At 34.3% G+C, this 15,914-nt stretch carries 13 protein-coding genes; 11 read left to right on the top strand and 2 right to left on the bottom strand.

Annotation, left to right across the window (positions count from 1 at the left end):
• The first annotated feature begins 692 nt into the window (after positions 1-692).
• The 8 genes from EDD66_RS14770 (at position 693) to EDD66_RS14735 (ending at position 11,363) form a co-directional block, all read left to right on the top strand.
• Complete coding sequence (locus tag EDD66_RS14770; protein WP_123610351.1) at positions 693-1,508, top strand: methionine ABC transporter ATP-binding protein; 816 nt, start codon at positions 693-695, stop codon at positions 1,506-1,508.
• Complete coding sequence (locus tag EDD66_RS14765) at positions 1,501-2,187, top strand: methionine ABC transporter permease (protein ID WP_123610350.1); 687 nt, start codon at positions 1,501-1,503, stop codon at positions 2,185-2,187. Before EDD66_RS14770 ends, EDD66_RS14765 begins: the two co-directional genes overlap by 8 nt.
• 1 nt (position 2,188) lies before the next feature.
• Positions 2,189-3,097: a MetQ/NlpA family ABC transporter substrate-binding protein gene (locus EDD66_RS14760; protein ID WP_123610349.1), complete on the top strand. Its 909-nt coding sequence runs from the start codon at positions 2,189-2,191 to the stop codon at positions 3,095-3,097.
• 154 nt (positions 3,098-3,251) lie between these two features.
• Positions 3,252-4,163: a UV DNA damage repair endonuclease UvsE gene (gene uvsE, locus EDD66_RS14755; RefSeq protein WP_123610348.1), complete on the top strand. Its 912-nt coding sequence runs from the start codon at positions 3,252-3,254 to the stop codon at positions 4,161-4,163.
• A 142-nt stretch (positions 4,164-4,305) separates the two neighbouring features.
• Positions 4,306-4,488: a hypothetical protein gene (locus EDD66_RS14750; protein ID WP_123610347.1), complete on the top strand. Its 183-nt coding sequence runs from the start codon at positions 4,306-4,308 to the stop codon at positions 4,486-4,488.
• 81 nt (positions 4,489-4,569) lie between these two features.
• The gene (locus tag EDD66_RS14745) at positions 4,570-5,157 is read left to right on the top strand and encodes a superoxide dismutase (protein ID WP_123610346.1); all 588 of its coding nucleotides are present in this window, start codon (positions 4,570-4,572) and stop codon (positions 5,155-5,157) included.
• Positions 5,158-5,511: 354 nt separating this feature from the next.
• On the top strand, positions 5,512-8,691 hold the full coding sequence (gene ileS, locus EDD66_RS14740) for an isoleucine--tRNA ligase (RefSeq protein ID WP_123610345.1): 3,180 nt from the start codon (positions 5,512-5,514) through the stop codon (positions 8,689-8,691).
• Between the two features lie 233 nt (positions 8,692-8,924).
• On the top strand, positions 8,925-11,363 hold the full coding sequence (locus tag EDD66_RS14735) for a glycogen/starch/alpha-glucan phosphorylase (protein ID WP_123610344.1): 2,439 nt from the start codon (positions 8,925-8,927) through the stop codon (positions 11,361-11,363).
• A 146-nt stretch (positions 11,364-11,509) separates the two neighbouring features.
• Here the strand turns inward: EDD66_RS14735 and EDD66_RS14730 are convergent, their stop codons facing one another.
• Positions 11,510-12,070, bottom strand: coding sequence for an RDD family protein (locus tag EDD66_RS14730; protein WP_123610343.1), 561 nt, complete (start codon positions 12,068-12,070; stop codon positions 11,510-11,512).
• Positions 12,048-13,043, bottom strand: coding sequence for a signal peptide peptidase SppA (gene sppA / locus EDD66_RS14725; RefSeq protein WP_123610342.1), 996 nt, complete (start codon positions 13,041-13,043; stop codon positions 12,048-12,050). The genes EDD66_RS14730 and sppA overlap by 23 nt, the downstream gene beginning before the upstream one ends.
• A 472-nt stretch (positions 13,044-13,515) precedes the next feature.
• Between sppA and EDD66_RS14720 the strand changes: the two genes are divergently transcribed.
• The 3 genes from EDD66_RS14720 to EDD66_RS14710 are packed head-to-tail and all read left to right on the top strand — an operon-like array spanning position 13,516 to position 15,913.
• Positions 13,516-14,361: a transporter substrate-binding domain-containing protein gene (locus tag EDD66_RS14720; protein WP_207667801.1), complete on the top strand. Its 846-nt coding sequence runs from the start codon at positions 13,516-13,518 to the stop codon at positions 14,359-14,361.
• Positions 14,362-14,378: 17 nt separating this feature from the next.
• Entirely contained in the window at positions 14,379-15,185 is an 807-nt protein-coding gene (locus EDD66_RS14715; protein WP_207667800.1) for an amino acid ABC transporter permease, read from the top strand.
• Positions 15,185-15,913 (top strand): amino acid ABC transporter ATP-binding protein, encoded by a 729-nt coding sequence (locus EDD66_RS14710; protein WP_123610341.1) that lies wholly within the window; start codon positions 15,185-15,187, stop codon positions 15,911-15,913. Before EDD66_RS14715 ends, EDD66_RS14710 begins: the two co-directional genes overlap by 1 nt.
• Position 15,914 lies beyond the last annotated feature (1 nt).

Here is a 15,914-nt window from a genome sequence, read left to right as displayed (position 1 = left end):
CAGACTCCTTGTTATGTTGCAGATTAGAAAATTAAAGCGTCGTTTCAGCTAATCTGTTTATTGTGGATAGATTACGAACAATTTTGCAAGCAAGTAAAATTGTTTTACGTCATATTATTAAGTTCTGCAGATTAGGAGAGAAAAAACTTTGTTTTTTCTCTCACGTTGCACTTATCCAAGAGACTCATGACATTTATTCAAGCTTGCTTGATAAATGCCCTGAGTCTTTTGGACTAATCTGCCTATCGTGAATAGTTCATAAATTCTACGAATTTATGAGCCCGCGAACAATTTTACTCTTGCAAGCAAGTAAAATTGTTTTCACGAGTATTATAACATAATTTCCAAATTGTACAATGAGAGAAGCAGGAAATTTATAGGAAAGGAAAAAATAATTGAAATTATATAGAATGTTTGATATAGTATGGAACAAGTAAAAACGACAGATAATAGGTAAAGTAAGTTAATAACTTGTAGATAATGGAAAAGGGAGGGTTGTTTTGGTAATGTAAGAAAGTTGTTGACAAATGATTAATTAGGTAGTATAAATAATTAAACATACAAAACCTATCAAGTTAGTTGGAATTAAAATATACTTAGATAATATAAAGAAAATTCCTAAATTCCAAATTACTATATACATAGAAAAGAGTTATAGTTATCAATTTAGAAAGACTTTAGAGGGTGGGTTAATGATTAAGATAAGAGACTTAACGAAAATCTTTAAAATGAAGAACGACGAATTAGTAGTTCTTAATAATATAAATTTAGATATTGAAGATGGAGATATTTTTGGAATTATTGGTATGAGTGGCGCTGGAAAGAGTACATTGATCCGATGTATTAATCTTTTAGAAAGGCCAACCAGCGGTTACATTGAAATAGATGGAGTAGACATCACTACAAAAAGAGGAAATGAATTATTAAAGTTAAGAAAGAATATCGGAATGATATTCCAGAACTTTAATCTTCTAATGCAAAAAAGTGTAAAGAAAAATATAGCATTTGGCCTTGAAATTACAAAATTAAGAGAATTTAAAATTGAGGGCATGGCAGAAGAAGAATGGCGTAGATTAAATTATTTCAAGAAAAAGCAATTAAAAAAAGAAGCTATTGAGAAGAGAGTGAATGAATTATTAAAAGTTGTTGATTTAGAGGAGAAGGCAGATGTTTATCCTTCCCAGCTAAGTGGAGGACAAAGACAAAGAGTGGCAATTGCAAGAGCACTGGCTACAAAACCGTCTGTTTTACTTTGTGATGAAGCAACATCAGCGTTAGATAGCATGACCACGAAATCTATTTTAAATTTATTGAAAAAGATTAATGAGGAAACAAAAGTAACCATTATAATCATTACCCACGAGATGAATGTAGTTCAGGAAATCTGCAACAAAGTTGCAGTTTTAGATAAATCTGAAGTGGTTGAGACTGGACATACAGATGAGGTTTTTGGAAATAAATCATCTCTAATTGTACAAAATCTGCTGGGAGGTGTTGTAAATGAATAGTTTGACAGCTTTTTTCCAAGCCAATGGACCAATGCTTCTTGAAGGAGTTTTAGATACATTATATATGACATTTACTGCAACCATAGTAGCATATATATTCGGTGTTCCGATTGGAATTCTTGCAGAGATTACAAGAAAAGGCGGAATTCACCCAATGTCATTATTCAATAAAGTATTAGGGTGGATTATAAACATAGGAAGATCTATTCCATTTATTATTCTTTTGGTGGCTGTTATGCCTTTTACAAGGATAGTGGTTGGCACCACAATCGGACCAAAAGCAGCTACCGTGCCTCTTATTATTGCAGCAATACCATTTGTAGCAAGACTCGTTGAAACTTCACTCAGAGAGCTTGATGATGGGGTAATCGAAGCTGCAAAAGCGATGGGAGCTAATGACAGACAGATCATATTCAAAGTCATGCTTTCAGAAACTCTTCCATCTTTGGTACTGGGTTCATCACTGGCAACAATTACTCTTGTAGGATACACTGCAATGGCAGGAGCAGTGGGGGGCCGTGGACTTGGTGATATTGCAATTCGTTTTGGATATTACAGGTATCAACCGGATATTATGATAGTTACAATTGTTTTGCTGGTCATAATCGTACAGATCATTCAAAGCATTGGGCATATAGTTTCTAAAAAATTAGACAAAAAAAGTAAAGGAGAGAGTTAATATGAAAAAATTTAAAACATTTAGTATTTTACTAGCAACAACGATTCTTACAGGAGCGTTACTCACTGCTTGTGGTGCCAATAAAACAGAAAAACAAGATAATGCATCTAACGAAGCCGTTACGGAAGAAACGACAGAAGAAACAACAGGGGAAGCAACAGACAATAAAGAATTAGAAGAAATTATCGTGGGGGCTTCTATTGAGCCTCATGCAACAATACTTAATTCAGACGCAGTAAAAAATTCTTTGGCAGAGCAAGGATTCACTATTAAAGTGGTGGAATATACAGACTATGTTCAACCTAATATTGCAACAGAAGATGGAAGTCTTGATGCAAACTTTTTCCAACATACACCTTATTTACTGGACTTTAATGAAAAGAATGGTACAAATCTTGTAGGAGTTGCAGATATCCATTTTGAACCACTTGGAATTTATCCTGGTAAAATAAAGACAATTGAAGAAGTAGCTGATGGAGCACAAATTGCAGTACCAAATGATACAACGAATGAAGCAAGAGCTTTATTACTACTTGAGAAAGCCGGACTTATTACATTGAAAAAAGACATTGGTCTTAATGCAACTAAGAATGATATTCTTGAGAATCCTAAGAACCTTGAAATTGTTGAAATGGAAGCAGCACAAACGGCTAAAGTATTGCAAGATGTTGAGCTTGCTGTTATCAACGGTAACTATGCACTTGCAGAAGGATTATCCGCAAGTAAAGACGGTCTGTTAGTGGAAGATGCATCTTCTGAAGCAGCAACTACTTATCCAAATATCATTGCAGTAAAAGCAGGGAACGAAGAATCTGAAAAGACAAAAGCTTTAGTGGCAGCTGTTACTTCAGCAGAAGCAAAAGCATTTATTGAAGAAAAATGGTCAGGAGCAGTAGTTCCTATATTTTAAGTAAGAAAAATCAATACGGTATTATATTATGGGATTTGATAAATTATAAATTCTTAAATAAGAGGGTATCCTTAGAGTAATAACTTTAAGGGCCTTCTTTTTTATTAGAGTGAAGGAAACATAAATCAAACATTTTTAATGGAGGTGGGATATCATGAATATCGGATATGCATGTTTACTTATGGGAGTGCCGAATACCAATATGAAAAGATGTATCCTTAAAAATGCCAGTGAATCTAAATTACTTGAATTAACAGCATATAATTTAAGCTCTCTCAATAATATTATTGAGTATAATATTATGAATCACATCAAATTATTTCGTATCAGTTCTGATATAATCCCATTTGGATCAAATAGAATCAATCAACTTTACTGGTGGAGTATCTTTGAGAAACAGTTTACAGAGATAGGTAATAAAATTAGAGAGAATAATATGAGAGTTTCCATGCATCCGGGGCAATATACGGTCTTAAATTCCATCAATGATAATGTTGTGATTAATTCTATTGCAGATTTAGATTATCATACAAGAGTCTTAGACTGCCTTGGGGTAAGTTCAAAGAATAAAATAGTGCTGCATATTGGCGGGATCTATAATAATAAAGAAGAAGCGAAGAAAAGATTTATTGAAAATTATAGACGGCTGGATGAAAAGGTAAAAAGGCGCCTTGTCATTGAAAATGATGATAAATCTTATAATATTAGTGATGTTATAGAAATCGGGAGGACCTTAGATATACCGGTTGTTTTTGATAATCTGCATCATAGGATTAATCCATGTATAAGACAGGAAAGTGAATTCTATTGGATCACAGAATGTAAGAATACCTGGAAGACAAAAGATGGGAATCAAAAGATTCATTATTCACAGCAAAATCCATTGAAAAATCCGGGTGCTCATTCTGAAAGTATTGATATAGATGAATTTTGGGAGTTCTATGAGAATTTGAATAGAGAAGATATTGATATAATGCTGGAGGTAAAAGATAAAAATCTTTCAGCAATAAAGTGTATCCGGTATGTGAAGGACAAAAAATTAGGAAGTGATATTGTAAATAAGTAGAATATTATTGCCAGTATTTTGATATTATATGATATAATGAAAACAATGAGCCAAGGGCGAAGCATTTGGCGAATGCAACAAGATTATGAACTTGTTCATGATTAACCATAGCAGCAGATATTCTTTTAAGGGAGGATGTAATATGAGCATGTTGAAAGATTTTATAAGTAAAGACTGGACCAGAGGAGAAAAAGTATTATTGGCATCAACTTGTATTTTGGCGGGGATAATTGTTGGATTTTTAATCGCACCAATTAAAAAGGGAATTCAATGTGGAAATAATAATGGAAATACCACTGTATATGGCGAAGAAGAGAGAGAATAAAATTAAAAAAATACATCTTTAAAAACAATAAACTTCTATTATTGCATATATTAATTATAGTAATAATGGAGGTTTATTTTTATGGCATTAAGAAAGATCAACTTTGAGTACACGAACGATGTTACTGTAATTAATCAAGAGCAATTTGAAGTACACATGAGATTATATGAAGGATATATAAGAAAAATAAATGAAGTGGACGGCTTATTAGAAAATGATTCTGGTTTAGAAGATGCCAATGCTACTTACAGTAAGTACAGGGGAATTAAAAGAGGCGAGACTTATGCGCTGGATGGTGTAATTCTTCATGAATATTATTTTGAGAATATAGGGTCGACGAATAATATTCCAGATAATGAAGTTGCAGAATGTCTGGCCCAGGACTTTGGAAGCTTCGAACAATGGGCGGATCATTTTGTAGCTACAGCAAAAGCCAGCAGGGGATGGGCTGTTTTATGTTATGATATCCGTTCTAAAAAATTAAGAAATATTAGTTTAGATGCCCATGATGTAGGGAATTTGGCAATATGTATCCCATTACTGGTGCTGGATGTATATGAACATGCGTATTTCTTACAATATGCAGATAAAAAGGATGAGTATATTAATAATTTTATGAAAAATATTGATTGGAATATTGTCCGAAGAAGAATTGGTCTAAGCGATTAATTGGAAAGAGTAAAAAATACTTTTATATCTGATGATTCGATTTGGTATCCCCTTGACAATTGGTTTAATTTATACTAATATAGGACACAATATAAGAAAAACATTGATGGAGACAGTAGAGATTTTTCGAAACTCAAAGTGAGTTAGGGATAGTGGGAACCTAATAGTAGTAGTAATTCTTGAATATCACTCCTAAGTTGTAAGCTGAAAGGTCATATTTGTGACTTATGTAAGCCGTGCCGGTTTCCACCGTTATATGGAGAGCATATGTTGGTATGTAAATAGGTGGTTTATGATTGTTTAGCTTTCATCCTGTTTAGGATGGAAGCTTTTTTAATTAAGGAGGAAATAAACGTGTACAATAAAGTATCCACGAATCTTAATTTTGTTGAAAGAGAAAAAGCAATTGAAAAGTTCTGGGAAGAGAACCAGATTTTCAAAAAGAGTATCGAACAAAGAAAGCAGGGAGAGACTTATACTTTTTATGATGGCCCTCCCACTGCAAATGGAAAGCCTCACATTGGACATGTATTAACAAGGGTTATTAAGGATTTAGTTCCCAGATATAGAACAATGAAAGGTTATAAAGTACTTCGTAAGGCTGGTTGGGATACTCATGGTCTTCCTGTTGAACTTGAAGTTGAGAAGAAACTTGGTCTTGATGGTAAAGAACAGATTGAAGAATATGGCTTAGGACCATTCATCCATGAGTGTAAAGAAAGTGTATGGAAATATAAAGGCATGTGGGAAGATTTCTCGGCAACCGTAGGTTTCTGGGCAGATATGGAGAACCCATATGTAACCTATGACAATAATTTCATTGAATCAGAATGGTGGGCATTAAAGCAGATTTTTGAAAAAGGTCTTTTATATAAAGGATTCAAAATCGTACCGTACTGTCCAAGATGTGGAACACCACTTTCAAGTCACGAAGTTGCACAAGGATATAAGGATGTAAAAGAAAAATCAGTTATCGCAAAATTCAAAGTAAAAGGTACTGAGAATGAATATATCTTAGCATGGACAACAACTCCATGGACTCTTCCATCTAACGTTGCCCTATGTGTAAATCCAAATGAAACATATGTGAAAGTAAAAGTTTCTGTCAATGGAAAAGGGGATGTAGTTAAAAAGGATGCCGAAGGTGATGCCGGGGTAGTTGTTAGAGAAGAACATTATATCTTGGCGGAAGCTTTACTTTCGGTTATTGAAGGAGAATATGCAGTTGAAGAAACATATGTAGGGAAAGACCTTGAATATAAAGAATATGAACCACTATTCAATTATGCTGAGACAGATAAGAAAGCATACTATGTAACATGTGATACTTATGTAACATTATCAGATGGTACAGGTGTTGTTCACATTGCTCCTGCTTTTGGTGAAGACGATTCACAAGTTGGACGTAGATATGACCTTCCATTTGTTCAATTAGTTGACGGTAAAGGTGAATTTAAACCAGAGGCAACTGATTTTGCCGGTGTATTCTGTAAAGATGCAGATGAAGGCATTATGAAGATGTTAGGTGAAAAAGGACTTTTATTTAAGGTTCTTAAATTTGAACATAGCTATCCATTCTGCTGGAGATGTGATACTCCGCTTATTTATTATGCGAGAGAATCCTGGTTCATCAAGATGACGGAAGTAAAAGATGATCTTATCAGAAATAATAATACAATTAACTGGATTCCTGAAAATATCGGGAAAGGGCGTTTTGGCGACTGGTTAAATAATGTTCAGGATTGGGGTATCAGCCGTAATCGTTATTGGGGAACTCCTCTTAATGTATGGGAATGCGAATGTGGGCATTTACATTCAATCGGAAGTATTGAAGAATTAAAATCTATGTCCGGTAACTGCCCGGATGATATCGAATTACACCGTCCATTTATTGATGAGGTTACCATTAACTGCCCTCATTGTAATAAAGAGATGAACCGTGTGCCTGAGGTGATTGACTGCTGGTTTGACTCGGGAGCAATGCCATTTGCACAATGGCACTATCCATTTGAAAATAAGGATATCTTTAAAGATAATTTCCCTGCAAACTTTATCAGTGAAGCAGTGGATCAGACAAGAGGGTGGTTCTATTCCTTATTAGCAATCTCTACTTTGATCTTTAATGAAGCACCATATAAGAATGTAATTGTACTTGGACATGTTCAGGATGAGAACGGTCAGAAGATGTCCAAATCAAAAGGAAATGCAGTGGATCCTTTTGATGCATTAGCAGAACATGGCGCGGATGCAATTCGTTGGTATTTCTATAGTAACAGTGCACCTTGGCTGCCAAACCGTTTCCATAGTGATGCTGTAACAGAAGGGCAGAGAAAATTCATGGGAACCTTCTGGAATACGTATGCATTCTTTGTTCTGTATGCCAATATTGATGAATTTGATGCTTCAAAATATAAATTAGAATATGATAAACTTCCTGTTATGGATAAATGGCTGTTATCAAAATTGAATACTTTAATAAAGACGGTTGATAACAATATGGAAAATTACAGAATTACAGAATCAGCAAGGGCTCTACAGGAGTTTGTAGATGAATTAAGTAATTGGTATGTAAGAAGAAGCAGAGAACGTTTCTGGGCAAAGGGAATGGAACAGGATAAGATTAATGCGTATATGACGTTATATACAACTTTAGTTACGCTATCTAAAGTTACTGCACCATTCATTCCATTTATGGCAGAAGATATCTATAGAAATCTTGTGTTAAGTGTTGATAAGAGTGCATCTGAGAGTGTACATTTCTGTGACTATCCGGTATACAACGAAGCTCACATTGATAAAGAGTTAGAAGTGAATATGGAAGAGGTTCTTGATATTGTAGTACTGGGTCGTGCTTGTAGAAATAATGCCAATATTAAGAATAGACAGCCGATTGGTAATATGTATGTAAAAGCAGATAATGAATTATCTGACTTCTATAAAGAGATTATCGAAGATGAATTAAATGTAAAAGCAGTTACTTTTACAGATGATGTACGTAACTTTACTTCTTATAGCTTTAAACCACAACTTAGAACCCTTGGAAAGAGATTTGGAAAGCAGCTCAATGATCTTAAGACAGTTCTTTCTGAATTAAATGGGAACAAAGCTATGGACGAAATTAATGGAACTGGTCAATTAAAGATAACTTTAGATGGAAAAGAAGAAGTTCTTGAAAAAGAAGATCTTTTAATTGAGGCAGCACAGACAGAAGGGTATGTATCTGATTCTGATCATGGCATTACTGTTGTCCTTGATACAAATCTATCAGAAGAATTAATCGAAGAAGGTTTTGTAAGAGAGATTATTAGTAAGATTCAAACTATGAGAAAAGAAGCAGGTTTTGAAGTAATGGACCACATCAAAGTATATCAGGATAAGAATGCCAAGATCAAAACCATTATGGACAAGAATGCAGAGCAGATACAGTCGGAAGTACTGGCAAATGAAATCATCTTTGGAGAAACCAATGGATATGCGAAGGAATGGAATTTAAATGGAGAAAATGTATCTCTTGGAGTTGAAAAAGTAAATTAAATGATAATTATCAGGATGGGGCTGTCGCATTTCCAGTTTTGCGGCAGTTTCATCCTTTTTGTCAAATTCACAGTTTCATAGTGGTTAGAATAAAATATAATAGGTGAATATTTCATTCCTTAGATTTATGTTGTGCAATAGATTAAAAGGGTATATAATGACAAAAATATCTATTTATCTGCTGACTGCAAAACTAGTTTACTTATAATCTATGCCATAGTAAGGAGGTATTTATGAAAGAATTCAATAAAACTAAATTTAAATATAATGTAGAAAATTATCTTAAAATCTTATTTCGTAAATCTATAGAAGAAGCCAGTGAGCAACAGATTTTTCAGGCGGTATCTTATTCCATTAAAGAGTATATTGTGGATTTATGGATAGAAACCCATAAAGAATACGAAAGCCGTGACGTTAAATTTGTATACTATTTATCCATGGAATTTTTAATGGGCAGGGTACTTGGTAATATGATAATAAATCTTAAGGCGGATGAAACAGTTCGGGAAGTATTAGAAGAATTAGGGTTAAACTTGAATAGCATAGAAGAGGAAGAGGCAGATCCTGCCCTTGGGAACGGAGGGCTTGGAAGACTTGCTGCCTGTTTTTTAGATTCACTGTCTACCCTTGGATATCCGGCGTACGGATGCGGAATACGCTATAAATATGGTATGTTTGAACAAAAAATTGAGAATGGTTTTCAGATAGAAGTACCAGATAATTGGTTGAAATATGGGAACCCATTTGAAATGAAACGAGAGGAATATGCACAGGAAGTAAAATTTGGCGGATATGTGAGAATGGAAAGAGATGGTGAAGGAAGAGATAAATTCATCCAGGAAAATTATCAATCTGTTATTGCAATTCCCTATGACATTCCTATTGTTGGGTATGGGAATCATATAGTAAATACTTTAAGAATATGGGATGCAAAAGAAGCGAATACATTTAATTTAGACTCCTTTGATAAAGGTGATTATCTAAAAGCGGTAGAAGAAAAGAACCTTGCAAATACAATTTGTGAGGTCTTATATCCAAATGATAATCATTATGCAGGAAAAGAATTAAGATTAAAGCAGCAATATTTTTTTGTATCGGCAACCATTCAAAGGGCAGTATCCAAATATATGGAAAATCATAAAGATATACGTAAAATCCATGAAAAAGTATGTTTTCAGCTCAATGATACCCACCCTACAGTAACAGTAGCTGAATTAATGAGAATTTTATTAGATGATTATAATTTATCCTGGGAGGAAGCATGGGAGATAACAAATAAAACCTGTGCCTATACAAATCATACCATTATGACAGAGGCACTGGAAAAATGGCCAATTGATTTATTCTCAAAATTACTTCCTAGAATCTATCAAATTGTTGATGAAATCAATCGAAGATTTCTTCTCGTTGTAGAGAGCAGGTATCCAGGGGATAAATTAAAGATAAAGAACATGGCGATTCTCTATGGTGGTGAGGTCCGGATGGCAAATCTGGCAATTATAGGTAGTTTTTCTGTGAATGGAGTAGCAAAGATTCATACAGAGATTCTAAAAGAACGTGAGCTAAAAGATTTTTATGAAATGTATTCCGAAAAATTTAACAATAAGACAAATGGAATTACACAAAGAAGATTTCTGCTTCACGGGAATCCTCTTCTTGCTGAATGGATATCAAAAAAAATAGGAGATGAATGGATTACAAATCTTCCTGCAATTAAGAAAATCGCAGATTATGCAGAAGATATGACAGCACAAAAAGAATTTATGGATATTAAATATAAAAATAAAATAAGGCTTGCAGATTATATTTATAAACATAATGGTATAGAAGTAGATCCAAATTCCATCTTTGATGTCCAGGTAAAAAGACTTCATGAGTATAAACGTCAGTTATTGAATATTCTTCATATAATGCATTTATATAACCAGCTAAAGAAATATCCTGATATGGATTTCTATCCTAGAACATTTATATTGGGCGGAAAAGCAAGTGCCGGATATAAAATAGCAAAAGCAATTATTAAGCTTATTAACAGTGTTGCAGATGTAATTAATAAAGATGAATCTATCAATGGAAAAATAAAAGTGGTCTTTATAGAAAATTACAGAGTATCAAATGCAGAATTAATTTTTCCGGCAGCAGATGTTTCAGAACAGATTTCTACTGCCAGCAAAGAGGCTTCCGGGACTGGGAATATGAAATTTATGTTAAATGGCGCATTAACGGTTGGAACAATGGATGGCGCCAATGTTGAAATTTTTGAAGAAGTTGGAGAAGAGAACATGTTCCTCTTTGGATTAAGTTCAAAAGAAGTTATGGAATATGAATTACATGGAGGGTATGATCCAAAAGAAATCTATGATTCTGATGCAGAGATACAACTGGTTTTAGATCAATTAATTAATGGCTGCTATTTCCCAGATCATGGATTATTTAACGATATCTACAAATCGTTACTGGGAATCCATAAAAATGAAAAGGCTGATCCATATTTTATATTGAAAGATTTTCATTCCTATGAATTGGCGCAAAGAAAGATAGGTAAAGCCTATAGAGACACTGGAGCCTGGGCAAAATCAGCCATCATTAATGTGGCGAAAAGCGGCAAGTTTTCCTCGGATAGAACAATTGAAGAATACGCAGCAGAGATATGGAAACTTAAAAAAATATAAGATGGCTTCATGACAAAGGGCTATCGTAAATTATTATGAATAACAAAAAAATCTATGCCCTCCCTATAAACAGAGCATTATAGGGAGGGCGTAGATTTTTTATAATAATCGGATTAGAAATGGGACAGCCCTGATCCAGTTGTTTCTCATTCTTCTGATGGAAGACTGTTTTCCTCTTTGTTTATTTCTTCGATTGAAATATTAGGAATGAAATCATTTGTATTTTTACTTGATTCATTTTCAATAAGAATAACTACATTAGAGTAAACAACCTTTGTATTGCAAAGAATATCATGAAGTCCTCTCTTCTCATTATCTACGGCAATAAGAATATAACCTAAGCACATCAGGCCGGACAAATATCTTCCAATTGTTTCTCGATACAATATATTAAAGAAGGTTGGTTTTTCACCTGCAGTCGTAACGACCTTTAAGTTCATTAAACGTTTGCCAATAGTCCTTCCGGTGAAATGGGTCATTAAGACAAAATAAGTCACACCTAATAAATATAAAAAGATATCCCAAACCGAGAATTGAAATAATATGGGAGTGGTAAATGGATTGTTTGCCTGAAACAGGGAAAAAATCCACATAGGCATACGTAAGAATATTAATGCTGTTCCAACTAGTAATATATCAATCAAATAAGCTGCCAAACGTACAAAGAAACCACCATTTACAGAATTAATATTGTCCTGGTTTTGCATAATACATTGGCACCCCGCTTCCCTCTTTTTCAAAGAATTCAGTCATGATTTCAGCATCTGATTTCGGCTTTATTTCTTTTGCAGCACCAAATAATGTACTAAATTTGAAAGAACTATCTGTAGGTGTATAAAGAATATGAGAATCTAATTCATCCTGGAATGTAGCGGCCGTATTTTCATAAGTATCTATCTGATCAATTAAATTTAGTTTAAGAGCCTGAGAAGCAGAGTAGATACGTCCGTCAGCAATAGGTTTTACCTTATCTACACTCATTTTTCTGCCGTCTGCTACAATAGATACAAATTGTTCGTAAGATTCATCTACAAGGCTTTGAAGAATCTGTTGCTGTTCTTTTGTCATATCAAGTGTGGGAGATCCCATTGCTTTATTTCTGCCGCTGGTGAAATAGATGGATTTCACTCCGATCTTATCTGCTAATTCTTTGTAATTTAATAATTCCATTATTACGCCAATGGATCCGGTCCAGGTATTACGATTGGCAATGATTTTATCAGATGCCATTGCGATGTAATATCCTCCTGAGCAGGCTTGTGTCTCCATATAAGTCCATACAGGACGTTTGGTTTCTTCTTTATATTCTTTTAACTTAAGGTATAATTCATCACTTTCGTAGACGCCGCCGCCAGGACTATTTACGGTTAATAAGATTCCCTTGTTATAGCTGGAATCCTTTAGGGCATCTATTAAATCAAGTGTACTTTGATGGTTATAAGGCAATGTTTCGAAAAGGGATGATGTAGTAGCACTGGCAATTGTTCCCTGGACATCTACAACTCCTATAAAATCTTCCATTGGTAAGTTAAAACTTTCACTGGTTTCCATCAATGTATCTAAAAGATCCTTTTGGGGAAATAGAGTTTTGGTTAAATTGTTAGTTATGATACTCATAGAACACACGAAGGTAAAGACAATACCTGCGACTACGATACCAATTATCTGCTTCTTATTCATATATATATCCTCCTTGTATTAAACTAAATATATGTTTAATTGGTACATGTATAATTATACCATATTGAAATAGTATACACTAAAATCTCTTAAAAAAACACCACCTTTCTAAAAATCTAATCTGTTTCTAATATTGTTAATCTGATGACTACCATCTGTAATATTTCTGCTTCTAAAGTGGGAGATAACAGATGGTATGTCCCTAGATAAGTGAAACTTAATTCAGATATGCTAAAACCATATCTGAATTAAGTTTCACTTTATATTTAGACATAATTTAATGGATTAATTCAATAAAATCTGTTGATATTTTATGCAATAGATGATAGAATGTAGAACGAATCCTTTGTGATGGTTTAAGGTTTAAAATTTGAAGAATGACAAGAAAGTCTAATTATATTGCTGGGGATAACAATTTACAAATGGGTAAATGATTTGTTTTTGTTATCTTTTTTTATGGAAGGAGAATTATATGAAAAAAATAAACAAATTCATTTTAGTTGCAACTTTATTCACATCAGTACTGGTGTTTACCGCATGTGCTAAGAAAGTGGATGATACTACAAAGGACAATGATAATGTATTCCGTGTTGGTATGGAAGCTATGTATCCACCGTTTAACTGGTCACAACTGGATGATGCAAATGGAGCAGTTCCGATTGATGGCAGCAAGGAATTTGCAGGTGGCTACGATGTTGAGATTGCAAAAAGAATCGCAGAGGGCCTTGGAAAAGAGTTAGTAATTGTTAAAACGGATTGGAAAGGCTTAATTCCATCTATGCAATCTGATAAAATCGATGCTATTATCGCTGGTATGTCTCCAACAGCGGATCGTAAAAAAGAAATTGATTTTACAGATAACTATTATCGCTCAGATTTAGTAATGGTTGTTAAAAAAGGAAGCCAGTATGAGACGGCATCTTCCATTGCAGATTTCAAAGGAGCAAAGATTACTGCTCAGCAAGGTACTTTCCACTATACGGTAATCGACCAGATTGAGGGAGTGAAGAAAGAATCAGCTATGGCGGATTTTTCAGCTATGAGAGTTGCTCTTGAAGCAGGAATGATTGATGGATATGTTTCTGAAAGACCGGAGGGTGTCAGTGTAACAGCCGCAAATGACAATTATGCGATGGTTGTATTTGATGAAGGAAAAGGTTTTGAAGCATCGGATGATGATACTGCAGTTGCAGTAGGTATTAAAAAAGGAAATGAAGACCTGGTTTCTAAGATTAATGAGATTCTTGCCGGGATCTCAGAAGAAGAGCGTGTTGAAATTATGGATAATGCCATAAAGAATCAACCGGTAGCAAATTAGGTTAAGGGAGATCATTCATGAATGAGTTTTTTCAAAAGGCGATAGATTTAATACAGATATATTGGCCAATGTTTTTAAGAGGTGCATGGACAACTTTATATATATCTATCATTGGTACTGTTTCAGGATTTATCATTGGTCTATTAATGGGTATTATTAGAACCATACCGGGATCAAAGAAAAAGGGGAGCATAAAGGGATTTCTATTAAAGATTATTAATTTTTTAATATCTGCATATGTGGAAATATTTCGTGGTACTCCAATGATTGTACAAGCAATGGTTATCTACTATGGTATTCCCATTGTGACCGGATATCAATTGGATAAATTTGCAGCAGCTATGTTTATTGTAGCTGTTAATACTGGTGCATATATGTCTGAAATTGTTCGTGGTGGTATTGTATCTATTGATAAAGGACAATTTGAAGCTGCCCACGCAATTGGGATGAATCATGTCCAGACGATGGTACATGTAGTGCTTCCTCAGGTAATCCGCAATATTTTGCCTGCTACCGGGAATGAATTTGTTATTAATATTAAAGATACTTCTGTGTTAAATGTTATTGCGGTTACAGAGTTATTCTATAATACAAATTCCATTGCAAGCAGTAATTATTTGTATTTCCAGGCATTCTTAATCGCAAGTGTAATATATTTTGTTATGACTTTTACAATTACACGTATTTTGCGGTTTATTGAGCGTAAGATCGATGGGCCTTCCAACTATGTAATACTTGATAATCAGAAGCCTTCTGTTAAGGGTGAAGTTATGGGAAGTGGACATAATCAGGTTTCCTTACCTAAAAAAGGAGGTACAAAATAATGTCAGAAGTAATAAGCGTCAGCCATCTTAGCAAATCCTTTGGCGATCATCATGTTCTAAGAGATATTGATTTTACCGTTAATAAAGGGGAAGTGGTATGTATTATCGGCTCCAGCGGTTCTGGAAAGTCGACATTGCTACGCTGCCTTAATCTGTTAGAACAACCAAGCGGCGGAGAAATCTATTATAAAGGGCAGAGTATTTTACAGGATAAACATAATCTGCAGGAATACTGTACTAAGATGGGAATGGTTTTTCAGCAATTTAATTTGTTCAATAATCATAATGTACTTAATAACTGTTTGATTGGACAGACAACAGTTTTAAAACGTTCCAAAGAGGAAGCGACTAATGTTACCATGAAATATCTTGATGTGGTAGGAATGAGCCAATATATCAATGCAAAACCATCCCAATTATCAGGTGGGCAAAAACAACGTGTTGCTATAGCAAGAGCGCTTTCTATGGAACCAGATGTAATTTTATTTGATGAACCGACTTCAGCTCTTGATCCTGAAATGGTTGGTGAAGTATTAAAGGTTATGAAAGACCTTGCTGAAACCGGACTTACCATGTTAGTTGTGACCCATGAGATGGGATTTGCAAGAGAAGTTGCAGATCGTGTTGTTTTCATGGATCAAGGAGTAATTGTAGAAGAAGGTACGCCGGAAGAGATATTTGAAAATCCGAAAGAAGGACGTACCAAAGAATTTTTGAAAAGGGTATAAT

The sequence above is a fragment of the Mobilisporobacter senegalensis genome (genome assembly GCF_003752155.1).
Lineage (GTDB): Bacteria > Bacillota > Clostridia > Lachnospirales > Lachnospiraceae > Mobilisporobacter > Mobilisporobacter senegalensis.
Note: the sequence above shows the minus strand (reverse complement) of the source record. Positions and strands in the feature narration are given on the sequence as shown.

Bases quoted from the DNA above. Each gene is read 5' to 3' on its own strand.
- EDD66_RS14765 (WP_123610350.1), top strand. From the start codon at position 1,501: ATGAATAGTTTGACAGCTTTTTTCCAAGCCAATGGACCAATGCTTCTT.
- EDD66_RS14735 (WP_123610344.1), top strand. From the start codon at position 8,925: ATGAAAGAATTCAATAAAACTAAATTTAAATATAATGTAGAAAATTAT.
- sppA (WP_123610342.1), bottom strand. From the start codon at position 13,043: ATGAATAAGAAGCAGATAATTGGTATCGTAGTCGCAGGTATTGTCTTT.
- EDD66_RS14770 (WP_123610351.1), top strand. From the start codon at position 693: ATGATTAAGATAAGAGACTTAACGAAAATCTTTAAAATGAAGAACGAC.
- EDD66_RS14750 (WP_123610347.1), top strand. From the start codon at position 4,306: ATGAGCATGTTGAAAGATTTTATAAGTAAAGACTGGACCAGAGGAGAA.
- EDD66_RS14720 (WP_207667801.1), top strand. From the start codon at position 13,516: ATGAAAAAAATAAACAAATTCATTTTAGTTGCAACTTTATTCACATCA.
- EDD66_RS14760 (WP_123610349.1), top strand. From the start codon at position 2,189: ATGAAAAAATTTAAAACATTTAGTATTTTACTAGCAACAACGATTCTT.
- EDD66_RS14745 (WP_123610346.1), top strand. From the start codon at position 4,570: ATGGCATTAAGAAAGATCAACTTTGAGTACACGAACGATGTTACTGTA.
- EDD66_RS14730 (WP_123610343.1), bottom strand. From the start codon at position 12,070: ATGCAAAACCAGGACAATATTAATTCTGTAAATGGTGGTTTCTTTGTA.
- EDD66_RS14715 (WP_207667800.1), top strand. From the start codon at position 14,379: ATGAATGAGTTTTTTCAAAAGGCGATAGATTTAATACAGATATATTGG.
- EDD66_RS14710 (WP_123610341.1), top strand. From the start codon at position 15,185: ATGTCAGAAGTAATAAGCGTCAGCCATCTTAGCAAATCCTTTGGCGAT.
- uvsE (WP_123610348.1), top strand. From the start codon at position 3,252: ATGAATATCGGATATGCATGTTTACTTATGGGAGTGCCGAATACCAAT.